The following is a 19901-nucleotide window of genomic DNA, read 5'->3' as shown; positions in this document are numbered from 1 at the left end:
GCCCACGGGCGCAATTACAGTTGATTACAACTCCCGCACAACTGCGGACGGATCGGTCGCCGGCGTATCGCCACGCTAGCGACCCTGCAGCACTCGCCGGATGCGCGCGCTGCTTTCCTCCCATTGTCGAGAGTTTCCATGTCCCAGCTTCGCCGTTCCCCCGCCCTGCTCCACCTGGCCCTGTTGCCGCTGTTCGCCGCCCCGATCGCCCACGCCAAGGATGACCACTGGACCTTCGAGCTCGCCGCCGGCGGTGGCGTGGCGCCGCGCTACAGCGGCAGCGAGGAGTACCGTGCGACGCCTTCGCTGTCCTTCGATGTCACCTCGCCGGGGGGCTGGTTTCTGGGCACCAGTGGCATCGGCTGGGGCACGACCCTCGGCGAGCACACCCGCGTGCGCGCCTATGTCGGTGCCAGCGGTATCCGCAGGGACAAGGATTCGCTGCTCGGCGGTTCGGACTTCCTGCGCGGCATGGGCGATATCGATACCCGTCCCCTGGTCGGTGTCTCGGCTGGATATACGCTGGGCGAGGCCGTGCTGAGCGGCTCCTGGCAGTTCACCCGCAAGGACGAGGACAAGGCTGAGAACGGACTGGCTACCCAGCAGATCCACCTGAACCTGAGCATGCCGCTGTTCGACCTGGCCGGTGGCGTGGTCAGCGGCAGCGTCTCCACCGACTACGGCAACCGTGGCTACATGCAGACCTGGTACGGCGTCAGTCCGGAACAGGCCGCGCGCACCGGCTTTGCCGAGCACAAACCGAAGGCGGGCCTGGTCAGCGCCGGTGTCGGCCTGAAGTGGAGCCACCGCGTGGGCCGTAATGGCAACTGGTACATCTCGGCCGAAGGCACGCGCCTGCTCGGCGATGCCGCCGACAGCCCGATCGTGCAGAAGGCCAACCAGTTCGGCGTGATGAGCGGCTATACGCACCGCTTCTGATGCATGAAGGGCGCCGCGGGGCGCCCTCTTTCGCTGCGATCAGTGGCAGGCTTGTGCGGCGCCGCTGCCGCACAAGCCGACCTCGCGCAGCCAGCCGATCCACTGCACGACGTCGTCCTTCTCCGGCTCGGCGCGGAACGACTTCTGCACGGTGTGGAAGCCCTGCCTGCCCTGCATGCCCTTGATCCAGGTGAACTCCGGTTTGCCGGTGCCGGGGTTCAGCGGGCAACTGAGCATCAGCAGCGCGAATGGCCGTCCGCCCTCCTCGCCTTCGCGGATCCAGTGGCTCTGCGCTGCCGGACAGGCCATGCGCCACCCCGCCTCGATGATGCCGAGGAACTCGCGCGGACTCACATGGCCACTGTTCGGCGCATCATTGACAGTGACCATGTCGGTCCAGTCCTGCACGGTCTGGCCCTGCGGCACGTACTCGGTGATGCGGTTGCCTTGTGCGTCGGTGCTCTGGTGGGCCTGCTGGTAACCCTTCATCGGCGGCAGCTGGACCTGTTCGACGGCTGCAGCGTGTCCAGAAACAGCAGCGAGCGCCAGCGCCATGCAGAGTGAAACCCTTCGGGTAACGTCCATGCGGTTCTCCTCGTCCTTGCGAAAGTGAAACGGGATCATTGTGCCTTGCCAGGGCTTTGGTGGCGCGCCAGCCAGGGCAGGCGCGCCACCGGTTCAAGCCTTGGCGAAGACCAGGCGTCCCCCGTCGTTGCCGACTTCGATGGTGTCACCGTTGACGAAGGCACCGGACAGGATCTGCTGCGCCAGCGGATTCTCCAGCTGCGACTGGATCGCGCGCTTCAGCGGGCGCGCGCCATACACCGGGTCGAAGCCGACGTTGCCGAGCAGATCGAATGCCGCATCGGAGACCGCCAGCTTCAAACCGCGCTCGGCCAGGCGCTTCTCCAGCCCGCGCATCTGGATGCGTGCGATCTGCTTGATCTGCTGCTTGTCCAGCGGGTGGAACACGACGATGTCATCCAGGCGGTTGATGAACTCCGGACGGAAGTGCGCCTGCACCACGCCCATCACTGCTGCCTTCATCTGCGTGTAGGCCTCCGGGCTGTCGTCGCTGCTCATGTCCTGGATCTGATGCGAGCCCAGGTTCGAGGTCATCACGATGACGGTGTTGCGGAAGTCCACAGTGCGGCCCTGGCCGTCGGTCAGGCGGCCATCGTCCAGCACCTGCAGCAGGATGTTGAACACATCCGGATGCGCCTTCTCCACCTCATCGAGCAGGATCAGCGAATACGGGCGACGACGCACGGCCTCGGTCAGGTAACCGCCTTCCTCGTAGCCGACGTAGCCCGGGGGCGCACCGATCAGGCGGGCGACGCTGTGCTTTTCCATGAACTCGCTCATGTCGATGCGGATCATCGCGTCGGCACTGTCGAACAGGAACTCGGCCAGCGACTTGCACAGCTCGGTCTTGCCGACGCCGGTCGGGCCGAGGAACAGGAACGAGCCGGCCGGACGATTCGGATCGGACAGGCCGGCACGCGAGCGGCGTACCGCATCGGAGACGACCTTGATCGCCTCTTCCTGGCCGACCACACGGTTGTGCAGCACTTCTTCCATGCGCAGCAGCTTGTCGCGCTCGCCTTCGAGCATCTTGTTGACCGGGATGCCGGTCCAGCGCGAAACGACCTCGGCGATCTCCTCATCGGTCACGCGGTCCTGTACCAGCTTGAAGTCCTTGTGCTCGGCTTCCTGCGCGGCGGCCAGCTGCTTTTCCAGTTGCGGCAACAGGCCGTACTGGATTTCGCTCATCTTGGCGAAATCCTGGCGGCGCTGCGCAGCTTCCAGCTCCAGCTTGGCCTGCTCGACCTGTTCCTTGATCTTGGTGGCGCCCTGCAGCGCCGCCTTCTCCGACTTCCAGATTTCATTGAGGTCGGAGAACTCGCGCTCCAGCCCGTCGATATCGTTCTCCAGGTCGGCCAGGCGCTGCCGCGAGGCTTCGTCCTTTTCCTTCTTCAGCATCTCGCGCTGGATCTTCAGCTGGATTACCCGGCGTTCCAGGCGATCCAGCTCCTCCGGCTTGGAATCGATCTCCATGCGCAGTCGCGAGGCGGCTTCGTCCATCAGGTCGATGGCCTTGTCCGGCAGCTGGCGGTCGGTGATGTAGCGGTTGGACAGCGTGGCGGCAGCCACGATGGCCGGGTCGGTGATTTCCACACCGTGGTGCACGGCGTACTTTTCCTTCAGCCCGCGCAGGATCGCGATGGTGTCCTCCACCGTGGGTTCGCCGACGAACACCTTCTGGAAGCGGCGCTCCAGCGCGGCGTCCTTCTCGATGTATTTGCGGTACTCATCCAGCGTGGTCGCGCCGATGCAGTGCAGCTCGCCACGCGCCAGGGCGGGCTTCAGCATGTTGCCGGCATCCATCGCGCCATCAGCCTTGCCGGCGCCGACCATGGTGTGCAGCTCGTCGATGAACAGGATGATCTGTCCTTCGTTCTTGGCCAGGTCGTTGAGCACGCCCTTCAGGCGCTCCTCGAATTCACCGCGGAACTTGGCGCCGGCGATCAGCGCGCCCATGTCCAGCGACAGCACACGCTTGCCGCGCAGGCCTTCGGGCACTTCGTCATTGATGATGCGCTGGGCGAGCCCTTCCACGATCGCGGTCTTGCCCACGCCGGGCTCGCCGATGAGCACCGGGTTGTTCTTGGTCCGGCGCTGCAGCACCTGGATGGTGCGGCGGATTTCCTCGTCACGGCCGATCACCGGGTCGAGCTTGCCGCTCTCGGCGCGCGCGGTCAGGTCGATGGTGTACTTCTCCAGCGCCTGCCGCTGCTCCTCGGCGTTCTCCGACTGCACGTTCTCGCCGCCGCGCAGCTTGTCGATAGCCGCCTGCAGGCGGGTCTTGTCGGCACCGGCGGCGCGCAGCGCCATGCCCAGCGTGCCGCCGTCTTCCAGCGCCGCGAGCACGAACCACTCGCTGGCAATGAAGGCATCGCCGTGCTGCTGGGCCAGCTTGTCGGTCTGGTTCAGCAGGCGCCCCAGGTCATTGCCCATCGAGACGTTGCCGGCCTGGCCGGACACCTTCGGCAGTGCATCCAGCGCCTCGGTCAGGCGCTCGCGCAGCACCGGCACGTTCACCCCGGCCTGGGTCAGCAGCGGGCGCGTGCTGCCGCCCTGCTGGTCAAGCAGCGCGCTGAACAGGTGAACCGGTTCGATGATGCTGTTGTCGCGGCCCACGGCCAGCGACTGTGCGTCTGCCAGCGCCTGCTGGAAACGCGAGGTGAGCTTGTCCATCCGCATTGCGAATCCTCATCGGTCATCAGGGCCGGCCCGCGCCGGCGATGCTGGGAAGATGCGGTTGCCCCACCCCGTTTCAAGGGTGGCTGCGACTGCACCCCGAGGCCAGTCAGCCTGCGGCCAGCATGCCGGAACGGGTGTGGTCGGCGCGTTGATCCCGATCAGTTCGGCGCGGTGAGCGGACTCAGCCGGTGATCGCGCTGCGGATCGCCCGCAGCTGCTGCTTGACCGCCCGCGCCTGCGCGTCGTCCATGCGCAACAGCGCCTTCTGGCCTATCGAGCGCGACTGCAGGGTGGAATCGACGAAGCGGTAGCGACCGCGCTCATCACGCTGCACCAATGGCGCCTGCACCAGTTCCGGGGTCTCCAGCAGATGGTCGATCACCGCCACCAGACGGTCGTTGAAGTAGCCCTCGGGCCGGCCCAGGTCGACGTAGGCCTGCTGGATCAACGGATAGAAGCGCTTGTACGCCGTAGCCGTTGCCGCTGGATCCAGCGCAGTGAAGGCCTGCACATAGGGCGCGTAACGCGCCGAGTTGCTTGCCGCGATGCGTTCCCCGCCCTCGCCAGGCTCGACCTGCAGGTTGCCCGGCAGCGGCCGTGCGGCCAGCGCCGTCGGCGGCACGCTTGGTTTGTCCAGGTTGTCGACCTGGGTGACCAGGCGCTGGATCAGGTGATCGCGCAGCAGCAGGGTCATCGGACCCTCGCCCTGGAACAGCTGGCTCAATGCGCCCCAGGCAGCCGCATCACTGTCGGCCAACTTGGGCAGCGCCGGGTCAGCGGCGGCCTCGGTGTCCAGCGGATGCCTGATCGGCGGCGGTGCTGGCGCGGGGTCCGCGGCCGCCTGCGGTTGCGGCGGTGCGCTGGTGCTGGCGGGGGTTGAGTGCACCGGCACCGAAGCACCGTCTGCCAGGTGCCTCAGCTGATCGCGGAACAACCAACCGCCCGCGCCGCCGATCACCACCACACCCAGCACCCAGGGCCATACCGCCTTTCCACTCTGCATGATGCAGCACCTCGTTTCACACGCATGGAGAAGGTGTGACCCCACCGGTTCCAGCCGGTTCCCTGCCTGTTCCGCTGCCGTTCGGCTTCGGCCCACGCCAAAGCCGCGCTCACGCCTGCTTTGCGTGCCGCGCGCGAGGCTGTGGGCCTTGTCCTGCGGAGACACTGCCATGCAGTATGCGCTGTACTACTGGACCGGTATCCAGGGCCGTGGCGAGTTCGTGCGCCTGGCGCTGGAAGATGCCGGCGCCGACTACATCGACATGGCGCGGGTGCACGGTGATGCGGTGATGCAACCGTTTCTCGACGGCAGCAGTGACGGGGCACAGCCCTTCGCGCCGCCGTTCCTGAAGGCCGGTCGCCAGGTCATTGCGCAGGTCGCCGCCATCCTGGACTTCCTCGGCCCGACGCTGGATCTGGTGCCGCAGGCCGCATCGCGGCGGATGCAGGCGTTGCAACTGCAGTTGACCATCGCTGACCTGGTGGCCGAGGTGCATGACACTCACCATCCGATCGCCGCATCAAAATACTACGAAGAGCAGAAGACCGAGGCCAAGGCACGTGCCGCGTCGCTGCGCAGCGAGCGCCTGCCGAAGTTCCTGGGCTACTTCGAACGGGTGCTCGCCGCCAACGGTGGCCGCCATGCACTGCGCGAGCATTCGTATGTGGACCTGTCGCTGTTCCAGCTGCTGAGTGGTCTGGACTACATGTTCCCGCGCCGCATGCAGGCACTGGCGCCCGCCGTGCCCCTGCTGCGCGCGCTGCAGGAGCGGGTGGCGAAGCGGCCGAACATCGCCGCCTACCTGGGCTCGGAACGGCGGCTGGCATTCAACACGAATGGCATCTTCCGCCATTACCCGGAGCTGGACGCCGAGCGGTAGTGCCGGCCGCTGGCCGGCAGAGCGCGCTGTAAGCATTCGCCGCCTGCAACACGCCCCTGTAGAGCCGAGCCATGCTCGGCTCAGAGCAGCCGAGCGCAGGCTCGCCTCTACAAGGCGGCAGAAGCAGAAGGGCCGGCAATGCGCCGGCCCTTGGATACCCATGAGCATGCCGGCCAACGGCCGGCACTACCGTGGGATCAGCTGTTCCCACCCAGCGGCTTCACCGGCTGCTTCTGCAGCGACAGCAAGCCCAGCAGCACCGCCAGGGCCACGTAGGCACCGGCAAACTGCAAACTGATGATGCGCGCCAATCCTTCCAGCTCCCACGGCAGGTAGATGCCGCCGCGCGGATCCACCGAGTGGATCAGCCCGAACAGGGTCAGCACCGCCGCCACCAGCAGGAAGCCGCAGGCACGGCGCAGGCAGCCATCGACCATCGCCGCCACCGCCGAAATCCACAGCATCGAGGTGATGATGAAGCCGTTGCCGAGGGTGAAGATCACCGCCAGCTCCGGCAGGCCGTGGCCGTCGAGCTTGGTCAGCAGCTGGGGCAGCTGACCCGGTGTGATCCAGCCGGGTGCCTTGATCGCCAGCAGGTAGGCCACCGACGGCAGGAAACCGAACACCATCGCGCCGGTATGGTGGCGCGGCGTGGCCTGGAAGGCCTGGGTGGTGATGTCGATGGCCACGTACACGATGATCGGTGCCAGCACCGCCAGCGGCAGCCACTGCACCAGCCCGGAGATGATGCCAAGCATGCCGCCGATGCCGACGAACAGGCCAGTCAGCAGCGTATAGCCGCTGCGCGCGCCCATGTGCTTGTACGCAGGCTGGCCGATGTACGGCGTGGTCTGCGCCACGCCGCCACAGACGCCTGCCACCAGCGTAGCCACCGCTTCCACCAGCAGGATGTCGCGGGTGCGGTAGTCATCGCCGGCCGCACGCGCGCTTTCAGAAACATTGATGCCGCCGACCACCATCAGCAGGCCGAACGGCAGCAGCAGCGGCAGGTAGGTCATCGCGGTGGGCAGGCCGTCGAGGAAGCCCAGTGTCGGCAGCGGCAGCACCACCTGCGGCGGCACCCACTCCGGTACATGGAAGCCGGGGGCGCCCAGCCCGGCCAGGCCCAGGCCGTAGTACAGCGCGGTGCCGAACACGAAGGCCAGCAGCACGCCCGGGCCTCGCACCGGCAGCTTGCCCTTGGCGATCAGCACATACAGCAGCAGGCCCAGCGTGGTGAAGCCGACCAGCGGCGAGCGCAGCGTCTCCAGCAGCGGCAACAGGCCCATCAGCACCAGCGCGATGCCGGCGATGGAACCCAGCAGCGCGGCACGCGGCAGCGCACGGGTGACTGCTTCACCGAAGAACGACAGCACGAACTTGAGCACGCCCATGATGACCAGCGCCGCCATGCCCAGCTGCCAGGTGGCGATGCCCGCCGCGTGCGGGTCCATGCCCTGCTGCTTGAACGCGATGAAGGCCGGGCCAAGCACCAGCAGGGCCATGCCGATGCTGGTGGGGGCATCCAGGCCGAGCGGCATGGCGGTGACGTCGTCACGGCCGCTGCGCGCGGCCAGCCGGCGTGCCATCAGGGTGTACAGCAGGTTGCCTATCAGCACGCCGAAGGCCGTGCCTGGGAACATGCGGCCGAACACCACGTCGGCGGGGAACTGGAAGATCCCGACCAGGGCCATGGCGATGAAGCCGAGGATGGAAAGGTTGTCGACGACCAGGCCGAAGAAGCCGTTGAAGTCGCCGGCGACGAACCAGCGACGCGGTGCGGCGGAAGCGGGAGCGGACATGGAAGGGGCGGTGGGGGTGGGGACCGCCGATGGTAGGCCCAGCGGCGCCTGGGCGCCAATTCCGTCGTGGAATGATGGGTTCCAGCCAACGGCGGGGCCCCTCGTGGCTGGGCGCGGGTAGAGCCGACTGTTAGTCGACTGGCATTGCCAGTTGGGCCGGTCGGGATGGGCTGCGCAGGACACGCCGTAAACCCATCCCTGGGGGCTCGATGGCGCCATCCATGGCGCCAACGGTCCTGCGCAGCCCATCCCGACCGGCCCCTGACAATTTCCTGCGCGTGCCAGCCACGGAAGAGAATCAAAAGATCAAAAGCAAAGGCAGGCTCTCGTTGTAGCGCCGAGCGCATGCTCGGCTGCTGTACGCGAAGCTTCTGAGCCGAGCACGGTTCGGCTCCACAAGAACAATTCGATCATTTCCACGCTATCCACGCATGGCGTGGATCTACCGGCAGATCGCGATGATCTGTCTAAGCCGGGGTGGGTCCGGTTGCGGGGGCGTGAGCCGCATGGATGCGGCGACCGAGCTTACATGGGTGAGGGCGCTTTGCTTGCGAAGCATTGCTTCGCAAGCGCCCGAACGCACAGCCGCCAGCGGCTGGGCCGGGCCCCGGAGGGGGACTTGCAGCGCCCCCCGCAACCGGACCCACCCCGCCATCCCACGGATACCCAGCTGTTGCTGTTGCTGTTGCTGTTGCTGTTGCTTCGACCTTCACCTCCGCAGGTGCAGGGCCCAGCCCTGCATCGACCACCCCCTACTTCTTCAGGAAGTTGTCCACCAGCAGATGCTTCACGTCGTCGAAGCGGCCGTTCAATACCGCCTTGGCCGCATACAGCGCCGTGCCGGCGACCTGCTTGGCCTCGATCTGTGGTGGCATCACCAGCTCGGCGCGGCTGGTGTGCACATCCAGCAATGCCGGGCCGCGCTGCGCCAGGAAATCCTGCACCGCTTCCTCCAGATCCTCGCTGCGGGTGACCGTGCGGCCATGGAAGCCGATCACTTCGGCCAGGCGGCCGAAGTCCGGGTTCTTCAGGTCGGTGTAGTTATCCAGAAGGCCTTCCACCTTCTGCTCCAGCTCGACGAAGTTCAGCGAGCCGTTGTTGAACACCACCACCTTGATCGGCAGATTCTCCTGTACCGCGGTCAACAGGTCGCCCAGCAGCATTGCCAGCCCACCATCGCCGGACAGTGAAATCACCTGCCGGCCGGGGAAGGCCTTCTGCAGTCCCAGCGCCTGCGGCATCGCGTTGGCCATCGTGCCGTGCAGCAGGCTGGTCAGCGTGCGGCGGCGGCCGTTCACGCGGATATGGCGCAGCACCCACACCATCGGCGAGCCGCCGTCGGCGGTGAACAGTGCATCCTCGGTGGCGTGCTTCGAGAGCAGCGCGGTCAGGTGCTGCGGATGGATCAATTCGCCTTCGCCCGGCTGCTCTTCCTGTTCGCGCTTCTTCAGCGCCTTGTCGCGATGCTCGATGCACTCGTCCAGGAAACTGCCGTCCTCGCGCGGCGGCAGCATCGGCAGCAATGCATCCAGCGTCGGTGCGATATCGCCGACCACGCCGAGGTTCACCGGGTGGCGGCGGCCAAGGTGGCTGCCATCGCGGTCGACCTGAATGATGGTGGCCTTGTCCGGGTAGAACTGGCCCCAGGCGAAGTCGGCGCCGAGCAGCAGCAGCGTGTCGCACTCCATCAGCGTGTGGAAGCCGGACTCGATGCCGAAGATGCCGGTCATGCCCATGTTGTACGGGTTGTCCGGCTCGACGAAATCCTTCGCGCGCGAGGTATGCGCGATCGGGGCCTGCAAGCGCCGGGCCAGCTCCAGCAGCTGCGCGTGCGCGCCCTGGCAACCGGCACCGGCGTAGATGCCGATGCGCTTGCCCTGCCCCAGCAACTCGGCAATGCGCTGCAGTTCGGCGTCGGACGGGCGCAGCACCGGCTGGGTGTAATGCACCGAGAACGGCACATCATGCTTCACCTCAGCCTGGCTGATATCGGCCGGCAGGATCACCACCGCCACGCCACGGCGGCTGATCGCGGCCTGGCAGGCCAGGGCCACCACGCGTCGCGCCTGCTCCGGGCTGTGCACCTGCTCGCAGAACACCGTGCAGCTGCCATAGACCGCCTTGAAATCCACTTCCTGCGGGAATTCCATGCCCAGCTCGCTGGTCACCACCTGGCTGGCGATCAGCACCATCGGCGCACGGTTGCGGTTGCTCTCGAACACGCCGTTGATGAAGTGCAGGCCACCGGGACCACAGGAACCCGCGCAGGCGGTCAACTCGCCGCTCACCAGCGAATCGGCGCCGGCAGCGAACGCTGCCACTTCTTCATGGCGCACGTGCACCCAGGCGATCTCGCTGCCATGCATCGCATCGGTCACATGGTTGAGCGTATCGCCCACGATGCCGTAGCAACGGCGGACACCGGCCTGCTGCAGGGCGTCCACCACGATTTCGGCTACGCGCTTGCTCATCGGATACATCCTCGAACGGGGGAACGTCCGAGGCTAGACCCGATGAAGTGATGCCTCCGCAAAAAAAGGGGACGGAGGGAATTAAGTCGCTTGTGCCACAAACGACTTAATTCCCTCCGTCCCCTTTTAGTCGTTGACGTTGATCCAGCCCAGCACGTCGCCGTGATTCGGGCTGCGATAGCGCAGCTTCACCCAGCCGTTCTGTTCATCCTGCAATTCCACGCGATCGCCCTGCACCAGGTAACGCTTGGTGCTGGACGCACCAGGCCGGTCGAACAGGAACAGCCGCGCGGGTACCACGGTGGCCTGCTGGCCGCGCAACGGTCCATCCGGCGGTGCGCCCAGGCCATCGGCAATGGCACTTTCCAGCACACGGCCGGCGGGATCATAGGTGCGCCAGACGGCCAGCGGACCCTGCTCGTCGGTCTGCTCCCACTGCAGCGCGGCGTTCAATGTGTCGCCCAGCATCAACACGCGCTCGGCGCGGTACAGGTAGAGCTTCGCACCCGCGAACCGGTACTGGTCGGCGTACCACATCGGCCCGCTGCGGCAACTGCTGGTGAGGGTGCGGGTGGCAACGTCCACGCTCAGACCCATCAGATCACCGCAGCTGTCCTTGCCGTGGGTGTCGGCCTGCAGCACGCGATACGAAGCACTGGACGGATCGAACCGATACACCGTCACCGCTTCATTGACCATGCCCACCGAGGCGCGTGCGACCAGTTCCGGGTAGCCATCGAAATCGACGTCCTCCAGACCCCAGCGCGAATTGCCGTCGGCATCCGCCGCGCCCGCCAGCGTCTGGCGCTTTCCCGACGGCGACAGCTGCACGGCGATGCTGCCATCCTGCTGGGGATCGGCGTGCGCCTGCACGTGCGCGGCCACCTGGAACCGCAGTGTTTCGATGTCGTCGCCACTGGCCTGCGCCGACGGTGCCAGCGTGCCGGCCAACACCAGGCCCAGCAGGCATTCCCTGTGTTTCATCATCGGTCCTTGTGGCACCGCGGTGGCGCCTTCAGCTCAGAACGATACCTCGACCGGCTGCCGCGACCACAGCACCGACTGATGCCTGGTCTGCTGCTTCCACGCCAGGCGGATCGCTTCGATATCGGCGCGGCGCTGCGGGGTGTCCTCATGCAGCACCACCAGCACCTTGGTGCGCAGGCGGTTGGGCGCGGCATCGCCGCGGAACAGCCACTGGCCATAGGCATCGAACACGGTCAGGCCATCCGGGAAGCGCGGGGTCACTTCCTTGTCCAGGAAGGTGCGCCACTGCGCGTCGCTGATGGTGTCGGCCTGCGGGCGGTTGCCGGCGCCCTGCTCCTCGCCCACGCCGAAGTACAGCTCGCTGCGCACCCAGCCGTGCGCGGAAGACGGGCGCGCGGCGTCGCCCTTCAGTTCGGCGGTAGTGGCCGTGGCATAGGCGCTGGGCGCCTGCGATGAGAGGCTGGCGCAGCCGCTGGTGGCCAACAGCACGGCGAAGACGAGGCCAAGGTGTTTCATCGGTACAGCTCCGGGGAAGGGGGACAAGGCGAGCCGGCAGCGTACAGCGCCACCGGCCCGGCGTGCTGATGCCAACCGGGCATCAGCTCATGCCGGACCGGCAGGGGCTTGCATCCGCACCGGTCATCACGCGAAGATAATATATCGCTTCATCCGGATGGATGTAAGTGAAACTATCTCCCCTTCCCCCGTCGTCGTTGTTGCTGGAGCCCCCATGTCCGCCCGCCTGCCCGCGTCGCCGCTCGGCCTCGCCATCGCCCTCGCGCTTTCCTCCGCGGCCGCCCCGGCCCTGGCCCAGGACGCCACCAACCTGGATACGGTGATCGTTACCGGCACCCGTGCCGCCGACCGCACCGTGCTCGAATCCACCTCGCCGGTGGATGTGCTCACCGCCGAGGACATCCGCAAGGCGGGCGTGGTCAACGGTGAGCTGGGCAGCGCGCTGCAGGCGCTGCTGCCGTCGTTCAACTTCCCGCGCCAGTCCAACTCCGGTGGCGCCGACCATGTGCGCGCTGCGCAGTTGCGTGGCCTGTCGCCGGACCAGGTGCTGGTGCTGGTCAACGGCAAGCGCCGCCACCACACCGCGCTGGTCAACACCGACAGCAAGATCGGCAAGGGCACCACCCCGGTCGATTTCAATTCGATTCCGGTCAGCGCGATCAAGCGCATTGAAGTGCTGCGCGATGGCGCCGGGGCGCTGTACGGCTCGGACGCCGTGGCCGGCGTGATCAACGTGATCCTCGACAACGGCGGTGACGGCGGCGAGATCGAGGCGAGCTACGGTGCCAACCACACCGACCTCAAGCCGATCGGCCGCACCCTCACCGATGGCCAGACCGGCAACCTCAGCGCCAAGGTCGGCACCTCGCTGGGCGAAGACGGCGGCTTCCTGCGCGTCGGCCTGGAATACAAGCACCGCAACGGTACCAACCGCGCCGGCTTCGACCAGATTCCGCCGTGGGACCAGACTCCGGACAACCTGGTGCTGCAGGGCAAGCGCAACTATGTGCTGGGCGATGGCAAGAGCAAGGACATCAACCTGTGGCTGAACACCGAGATCCCGGTGGGCCAGACCTCGACGTTCTATGCGTTCGGTACCTTCAACCAGCGGGATACCGAAGGCGCGAACTACTTCCGCTATCCCGATGGCGATGCCAACTGGAAGCAGGTCTATCCGAACGGCTACCGACCGATCTCCGAAGGCGAGAACCGCGACGTACAGGCCGTGGCCGGCGTGCGCGGCCAGTGGGGCGAGTGGAGCTACGACGGCAGCCTGGATTATGGCCAGAACGACTTCACCTACCGCCTGCGCGATTCGCTCAACGCCTCGCTGGGCCCGACCAGCCCGACCCGCTTCAAGACCGCCGATTACCAGTACGCACAGACGGTGGGCAATCTCGATCTGAGCCGCGTGTTCACCCAGAGCGACAGCATCAGCCACACGCTGGGCCTGGGCGTGGAAGCACGCCATGAGCGCTACCAGACCCGCCCCGGCGACCCGGCCAGCTATGCGGCCGGCCCGTACACCGACCGCCCGACCGGTTCACAGGCCGGTGGTGGCCTGACCCCGCAGGATGCAGCCACCCTGTCGCGTGATGTGGCCAGCGCCTATGCCAGCCTGTCCAGCCAGTTCGGCGAAAAGTTCTCCACCGATCTGGCCGCGCGCTACGAGCACAACGACGATTTCGGCGGTGAACTGACCGGCAAGCTCGGCCTGCGCTACGAATTCACCCCGGCGTTCGCGTTGCGTGGCGCCATCTCCAACAACTTCCGTGCGCCGTCGCTGGCACAGATCGGCTACGAGTCCACCTCCACCGGCTACAACGCAGGTGGCCAGCTGGTGCAGGGCCGCCTGCTGTCAGTCAACAATCCGATCGCACGCGGCCTGGGGGCGCAGAACCTGAAACCAGAGAAATCGCTGAACACCTCGCTCGGTTTCACCAGCCGCATCGGCGAGCATTTCGACCTTTCGCTGGACTTCTTCCAGATCGACATCGATGACCGCATTGCACTGTCGGAGAGCATCACCGGTGATGCACTGACCGACTACGTGGCCGCCAACTACGGCGTCAGCGGCCTGCAGAGCGCCAGCTTCTTCGTCAACGCCGCCGACACCCGCACCCGTGGCGCCGAGCTGGTGAGCAACTGGCGCCAGTCGCTGGGCGATGGCCAGCTGCTGCTGACCGGCACCTATGCGTATACCAAGACCACGCTGAAGAACGTGCTGGCCACCCCGGCCCAGCTGCGCGCGCTGAATCCGGACTACGTGCTGTTCGGCATCGAAGAGACCAACACGCTGACCGACGCCACGCCGCGCACGCGTGGTAGTTTCTCGGCCGCATGGAGCAACGACCACTGGTCGCTGAGCACCCGCGTGAACCGCTATGGCAGCGCCACCCGCGTGTTCAACTTCGGTGACGGCTACATCCCGCGCCAGACCTACCAGGCCGAGTGGCAGCTGGATGCGGAAGTCGAATACCGCATCACCCCGCAGTGGAGCGTGGCTCTCGGCGGGCAGAACCTGACCGACAACTATCCGGATCGATCCAACAGCGATATTCACTACTTCGGCAACCTGCCGTACGACGTGCTGTCGCCGATCGGCAGCAACGGTGCGTACTACTACGGCCGCGTCCGCTATACGTTCTGATTCACCAGCCCGGTAGTGCCGGCCGCTGGCCGGCAACCGCAGGGTGCATCCAAGGACTGACACGTTGCCGGCCAGCGGCCGGCACTACCCCGATCCGTAGCCTGCCCTCGACCCCACGTACACGCCCACGCTGGCAAGCTGGGCGTCATGGCTGAACCGCTCCCCCTGCGTCCGCCGCCGCCATTGCTGGATGACGCCTGCGCGTTGTTCCTTGATGTCGACGGCACCCTGATTGAATTCGCTGCACGCCCGGATGCCGTGCAGCTGCTGCCGGATGTGCGCGAAGCCATCGGCCGCATCAGCGACCGCCTGGAAGGTGCCGTGGCACTGGTCAGTGGTCGCCCGCTCGAACAGCTGGATCAACTGTTCGCTCCGCTGCAACTGCCTGCTGCGGGCCTGCATGGCCATGAACTGCGTGGGCAGGATGGTCGCGTACTGCGCGACCAACACGATGACGACACCGCCGAATGGCTGCACGCACTGCACCAGCAGGCGATGCGCTTCGCCCACGGCCATCCCGGCGTGCTGGTGGAAGACAAGGGTGTCGGCCTGGCCCTGCACTGGCGCGGCGCGCCGCATGCAGCCAGGGACGTCCGCGCCTTCGCCGACCGCCACGTGCGGGGCCGTGCCAGCTACCGCCTGCAACCCGGCGACCATGTAGTCGAATTCGTGCCCGTCGGCACCGACAAGGGCCGTGCGGTGCTTCGGATGATGCAGTACCTGCCCTTCCGCGGTCGCCTGCCGGTGTTCCTCGGCGATGACCTGACCGATGAGTTCGGTTTCGATGCCGCCAACGGCCAGCATGGCTGGAGCGTGCTGGTGGGCGAACGTGAACCCAGCGCGGCGGTGTTCGCGCTGCCCGACATACGCAGCGTGCACGCCTGGCTGCGTGAGAATGCCTATTGACCCGGCCAACCCCCACGGCCGCAACCGAGATGTACCGCGTGATGACCCAACCCGATCTTGATCTGGGCGTGGTCGGCAACGGCAGCTTCGGCGCCCTGGTCGACAAACGTGCCCGCGTTGTCTGGAGCTGCCTGCCCACCTTCGACGGCGACCCTACCTTCTGTGCGCTGCTCGGCCCCAACCAGCAGACCGGTGGCGACTTCGCCATCGAGCTGGAAGACTTCGCCAGCAGCGAGCAGGAATACCTGACCAACACGGCGATCCTGCGCACCGTGCTGCGCGACGCGCACGGCGGCGAACTGGAAATCCTCGACTTCGCCCCACGCTGGCGCCAGAACGACCGTTTCTACCGCCCGGTCAGCCTGATCCGCCAGGTGCGTCCGCTGGCTGGCAGCCCGCGCATCACCGTACGCGCACGCCCGCTGGCGGACTGGGGCGCGCGCGTTCCGGAATCCACCTGGGGCAGCAACCATGTGCGCTGGGTGCTGCCCGAACACGTGCTGCGGCTGACCACCGACGTGCCGGTGCGCTTCGTGCGCGATGGCCTGCCGTTCGGGCTCAACCATCCCATCCACCTGATCCTGGGCGTGGATGAATCGCTCAACCGTTCGATCAGCGGCTATGTGCAGGAGGCCTTCCAGCGTACCCGCGATTACTGGCGCGAATGGGTGCGTTACCTGTCCATTCCGCTGGAATGGCAGGACGCGGTGATCCGCAGTGCGATCACGCTGAAGCTGTGCCAGTACGAGGACAGCGGCGCGATCATCGCGGCCATGACCACCTCCATTCCTGAAGCCCCCGGCAGCGTGCGCAACTGGGACTACCGCTACTGCTGGCTGCGTGATGCGGCGTTCGTGGTGCGGGCGCTGAACCGCCTCGGCGCCACGCGCACGATGGAACAGTTCCTCGGCTACATCTTCAACCTGGCCACCACCGACGGCACGCTGCAGCCGCTGTACGGCATCGGCTTCGAAGCCAAGCTGGACGAAGATGAGGTCCCCAGCCTGTCCGGCTACCGCGGCATGGGCCCGGTACGACGCGGCAATCTGGCCTGGGTGCAGCGCCAGCACGATGTCTACGGCAGCGTCGTGCTGGCGTCCACGCAGCTGTTCTTCGACCGGCGCCTGCAGGACCCGGGTGATGCGCACACCTTCGCCCGCCTCGAACCCCTCGGCGAGCAGGCCTTCGCCCTGCACGACGTACCCGATGCCGGCCTGTGGGAGTTCCGCGGCCGCACCGAGGTACACACCTACACCAGCGCGATGTGCTGGGCCGCCTGCGACCGCCTGTGCAAGATCGCCGTGCGGCTGAAGCGCGATGACCGCGCCCACTACTGGCGCACACGTGCCGACACCATCCACGCGCGCATCATGGCCGAATCGTGGAGCGAAGAGCTGGGCCACTTCACCGATACCTTCGGTGGCCATCGCCTGGACGCCTCGCTGCTGCTGCTGGCCGACATCGGCTTCATCGACGCGATGGACGCCCGCTTCATCGCCACCGTCGAAGCCATCGGCCGTGACCTCAAGCACGGCAATTCGCTGTACCGCTATGTCGCTCCGGATGACTTCGGTGAGCCGGAAACCAGCTTCACCATCTGCACGTTCTGGTACATCGACGCACTTGCCGCCATCGGGCGCCTGGACGAGGCGCGCGAGATGTTCGAGCTGCTGCTGAAGCAGCGCAATCACCTGGGCCTGCTGTCGGAGGATCTGGCCTTCGACACCGGCGAGGCCTGGGGTAACTTCCCGCAGACCTATTCGCATGTCGGCCTGATCACCGCCGCGATGCGCCTGTCGCGGTCCTGGCAGGAGGCATCGTGAGTCGTCTGGTCGTGGTATCAAATCGTGTGGCCGTGCCCGGCGAGAACCGCGCAGGTGGCCTGGCGGTCGGCCTGCTGGCCGCCCTGAAGGAGCGCGGCGGGCTGTGGTTCGGCTGGAGCGGCAAGACCGTGAAGGAAGGCAGCGGCACGCTGCACCGGCAGAAGGACGGTGACATCGACTACGTCACCATGGACCTGAGCAAGCGCGAGGTCGATGGCTACTACAATGGTTTCGCCAACCGCACGCTGTGGCCATTGCTGCACTTCCGGCTGGACCTGGTCGACTACGACCGCGGCACCCGCGAGACCTACCACAAGGTCAATGCGCTGTTCGCCGACAAGCTCGCGCCATTGCTGCGCGAGGACGACATCGTCTGGATCCACGACTACCACCTGATCCCGCTCGGCGCACTGCTGCGCGAGCGCGGCATCGGCTGCCGCATCGGCTTCTTCCTGCACATTCCGATGCCGTCGGCCGACCTGCTGCAGGCCATGCCCGACCACCTGCGGTTGTTCTCCGCGCTGTACGCCTACGACCTGGTCGGCTTCCAGACCCAGCGCGATGCCGATCGCTTCCAGACGTACCTGCGCCTGTTCGGTGGTGGCCGCGTGCTCGACAACGGTGAGCTGGAAGCACCCGGTGGGCGCCGATTCCGCGCGGCGGCTTTCCCGATCGGCATCGACACCGACCTGATCGCACGCCAGGCCGGCACCGCCGCCACCAAGGCCGCAGTGAAGAACCTGCGCAGCAGCCTGCGGGACCGCCAGCTGGCGATCGGCGTGGATCGCCTGGATTACTCCAAGGGCCTGCCCGAACGCTTCCTCGGCTTCGAACGCTACCTGCAGCGTCACCCCGACCAGCGCGGCTCGCTCACCTACCTGCAGATTGCGCCGGTCTCGCGCGGCGATGTCACCGAGTACCGGCAGCTGCGCAGCCAACTGGAACAGATCGCCGGCCACATCAACGGTGGCCACGCCGAGCCGGACTGGACGCCACTGCGCTACGTCAACCAGAACTTCACCCATGCCACGCTCACCGGCTTCTACCGAGCGGCGGCGGTCGGCCTGGTCACGCCGCTGCGCGATGGCATGAACCTGGTGGCCAAGGAATACGTGGCCTCGCAGGACCCGGAGGATCCCGGCGTGCTGGTGCTGTCACTGCTGGCCGGCGCCGCCGACGAACTGAAGCAGGCACTGCTGGTGAACCCGCACGACCTCGACGGCGTGGCCGACGCAATCGCCACCGCAGCGACGATGTCGCTGAGCAGGCGCAAGGAACGCTGGCACGCGATGATGGAACATCTGCGCACCTACGACATCAACCACTGGCGCCGCAGCTACCTCGACGCGCTGGAAGGCTGAAGAAAAAAGGGAACGGAGGGGATTAAGTCGTTTATGCACAAACGACTTAATCCCCTCCGTCCCCTTTTTCGTCAATCCAGGAACCGCGCGGCCTGTTCCGGTGCGGGTAGATGGCAGGTGTCATGCCGACCGAACCAGCGGTAGCGGTTGCGTGCCAGCGCGCGATACGCCGCATCACGCCAGCCGCGCGGCACGAGCCGCAGCACGCCGGCCAGGCGCCAGGCGCCGCCCAGCCCCGCAAGTACGCGCAGGATCGCATCGGTATCGGTCCAGGCCCCCTGTGCGTCCAGCAGCAGGAACGACATCGGGTCCTGCGGATCCAGCCCGTGCGCGCGCAGCATCGCGCTGCCCTTCTGCCCCTGCATCGCTGCAAAGCGGTAGCGCCCCCTGCGGTCGAAACGCAGCAGGAACCGAACCCAGCGATTGCACAGTGCGCACACGCCATCGAACACGACCACCGCGCTGCCAGCCTCGGCGGCAGCGTCACTGCGGTTCGAGCCAACCTTCATAGCGGATCAGGGCTCCGGCCCAGGGCAGCGTCACATCGACCAGGAAAGTGTAGCGCTCGCCCTGCCAGGCTTCACGGCAGCGCACACCGCCGAACCAACGCGTCGGCAGCGGCAGCAGCCCGAACGCCCAGACCCGACGCACCGACCAGTCGATACCACCGTCGCGGGCCTGCAGCGCGAACTCGAAGCGCACCGCGCCCAGTTGCTCGCGCAGATACCCTTCGTGCGCCCACAGCCGCGACACCATTGACCAGCGGCCGAACCGCCGCGCCCACTGCTCGCCCTGCCGGTAGCGGTTGAACGCCACCTCGGTGGGCAGCGCGTCACCGTCCTGTGGCAACCGCGCCAACGCAGCCAGCAGCGGCACCAGCCAGTGCCGCCCCCTCACGATGCAGGCCTGCCCTGCGTAGCGGCACGGCAACGGCGCGGCATGCAGCGCCTGCACCGGTCCTGCCAGGGTGGCAAAGGCCGGCCCCAGCACACGCGCGAACAGCGGCGCAGTCAGGGCGCGATCCAGGCCAGGGTCGCCATGCGCCCGGTGCGACGATCGCGCCGATGCGAATACAGGTCCGGGTCGGCCATCGTCGACACCGTGCCACCATACACCTGTGCCGGGTCCATCCCCGCAGACTGCAGGCGCTGCCGCGCCAGCGCGAACAGGTCCACCTTCCAGTGTCCGGGACGGGTCGCGACGAACGCCCGCTCAGCAGCGGGATCATGGCCGACGAAGGCGTGATAGACCTCCTCGCCGATCTCATAGTCGGACGGCCCGGCGGCCGGGCCCAACCAG

16 protein-coding genes are annotated in these 19901 nt (G+C 66.7%); 6 read left to right on the top strand and 10 right to left on the bottom strand.

The genetic code is table 11. From position 1 onward, the window contains the following. Positions 1-138: 138 nt before the first annotated feature. Entirely contained in the window at positions 139-939 is an 801-nt protein-coding gene (locus N5E02_RS15410; RefSeq protein ID WP_069139331.1) for a MipA/OmpV family protein, read from the top strand. A 39-nt stretch (positions 940-978) separates the two neighbouring features. On the opposite strand, the gene N5E02_RS15405 is transcribed toward N5E02_RS15410, so the two are convergent. From N5E02_RS15405 to N5E02_RS15395, 3 genes are all read right to left on the bottom strand, one after another. Beyond that, the gene (locus N5E02_RS15405; RefSeq protein ID WP_262220369.1) at positions 979-1524 is read right to left on the bottom strand and encodes a hypothetical protein; all 546 of its coding nucleotides are present in this window, start codon (positions 1522-1524) and stop codon (positions 979-981) included. 93 nt (positions 1525-1617) lie between these two features. Continuing rightward, positions 1618-4203: an ATP-dependent chaperone ClpB gene (clpB, locus tag N5E02_RS15400; protein WP_279946457.1), complete on the bottom strand. Its 2586-nt coding sequence runs from the start codon at positions 4201-4203 to the stop codon at positions 1618-1620. Between the two features lie 181 nt (positions 4204-4384). Next, a complete protein-coding gene (locus N5E02_RS15395; RefSeq protein WP_065185253.1) occupies positions 4385-5206 on the bottom strand; it encodes a DUF3014 domain-containing protein in 822 nt (273 codons plus the stop codon). A 169-nt stretch (positions 5207-5375) separates the two neighbouring features. Between N5E02_RS15395 and N5E02_RS15390 the strand changes: the two genes are divergently transcribed. Further along, positions 5376-6086: a glutathione S-transferase gene (locus tag N5E02_RS15390; protein WP_065196686.1), complete on the top strand. Its 711-nt coding sequence runs from the start codon at positions 5376-5378 to the stop codon at positions 6084-6086. Between the two features lie 197 nt (positions 6087-6283). Here the strand turns inward: N5E02_RS15390 and N5E02_RS15385 are convergent, their stop codons facing one another. The 4 genes from N5E02_RS15385 to N5E02_RS15370 form a co-directional block, all read right to left on the bottom strand. Then, positions 6284-7888 carry a hypothetical protein gene (locus N5E02_RS15385; RefSeq protein ID WP_279946456.1) on the bottom strand — a complete coding sequence of 535 codons (1605 nt, stop codon included), beginning with the start codon at positions 7886-7888 and terminating at the stop codon, positions 6284-6286. Positions 7889-8640: 752 nt separating this feature from the next. Continuing rightward, the gene (locus tag N5E02_RS15380; RefSeq protein WP_065185255.1) at positions 8641-10359 is read right to left on the bottom strand and encodes a thiamine pyrophosphate-dependent enzyme; all 1719 of its coding nucleotides are present in this window, start codon (positions 10357-10359) and stop codon (positions 8641-8643) included. 126 nt (positions 10360-10485) lie between these two features. After that, positions 10486-11343: an SH3 domain-containing protein gene (locus N5E02_RS15375; RefSeq protein ID WP_279946455.1), complete on the bottom strand. Its 858-nt coding sequence runs from the start codon at positions 11341-11343 to the stop codon at positions 10486-10488. A 36-nt stretch (positions 11344-11379) separates the two neighbouring features. Further along, positions 11380-11862, bottom strand: coding sequence for a DUF3574 domain-containing protein (locus N5E02_RS15370; protein ID WP_021202058.1), 483 nt, complete (start codon positions 11860-11862; stop codon positions 11380-11382). Positions 11863-12076: 214 nt separating this feature from the next. Between N5E02_RS15370 and N5E02_RS15365 the strand changes: the two genes are divergently transcribed. The 4 genes from N5E02_RS15365 (at position 12077) to otsA (ending at position 18602) form a co-directional block, all read left to right on the top strand. Continuing rightward, positions 12077-14512 (top strand): TonB-dependent receptor, encoded by a 2436-nt coding sequence (locus tag N5E02_RS15365; RefSeq protein ID WP_279946454.1) that lies wholly within the window; start codon positions 12077-12079, stop codon positions 14510-14512. Between the two features lie 147 nt (positions 14513-14659). Next, entirely contained in the window at positions 14660-15418 is a 759-nt protein-coding gene (gene otsB / locus N5E02_RS15360) for a trehalose-phosphatase (protein ID WP_164093153.1), read from the top strand. Between the two features lie 41 nt (positions 15419-15459). Then, positions 15460-17241, top strand: a complete 1782-nt coding sequence (locus tag N5E02_RS15355) for a glycoside hydrolase family 15 protein (RefSeq protein ID WP_279946453.1) — start codon at positions 15460-15462, stop codon at positions 17239-17241. Next, positions 17238-18602, top strand: a complete 1365-nt coding sequence (otsA, locus tag N5E02_RS15350) for an alpha,alpha-trehalose-phosphate synthase (UDP-forming) (RefSeq protein ID WP_065178921.1) — start codon at positions 17238-17240, stop codon at positions 18600-18602. The genes N5E02_RS15355 and otsA overlap by 4 nt, the downstream gene beginning before the upstream one ends. A gap of 71 nt (positions 18603-18673) precedes the next feature. Here the strand turns inward: otsA and N5E02_RS15345 are convergent, their stop codons facing one another. The 3 genes from N5E02_RS15345 to N5E02_RS15335 all read right to left on the bottom strand — a co-directional run. Continuing rightward, positions 18674-19111: a thiol-disulfide oxidoreductase DCC family protein gene (locus N5E02_RS15345; RefSeq protein ID WP_005418590.1), complete on the bottom strand. Its 438-nt coding sequence runs from the start codon at positions 19109-19111 to the stop codon at positions 18674-18676. Beyond that, complete coding sequence (locus tag N5E02_RS15340) at positions 19086-19592, bottom strand: DUF4166 domain-containing protein (protein ID WP_197599137.1); 507 nt, start codon at positions 19590-19592, stop codon at positions 19086-19088. Before N5E02_RS15340 ends, N5E02_RS15345 begins: the two co-directional genes overlap by 26 nt. 20 nt (positions 19593-19612) lie before the next feature. After that, on the bottom strand, positions 19613-19901 hold a 289-nt coding region (locus N5E02_RS15335; RefSeq protein ID WP_279946452.1), incomplete at its 5' end, for a laccase domain-containing protein.

Origin of the sequence: Stenotrophomonas sp. GD03777 (genome assembly GCF_029842485.1) — a bacterium.
GTDB classification, from domain to species: domain Bacteria; phylum Pseudomonadota; class Gammaproteobacteria; order Xanthomonadales; family Xanthomonadaceae; genus Stenotrophomonas; species Stenotrophomonas sepilia.
This window is presented reverse-complemented; position numbering and strand designations above follow the sequence as displayed.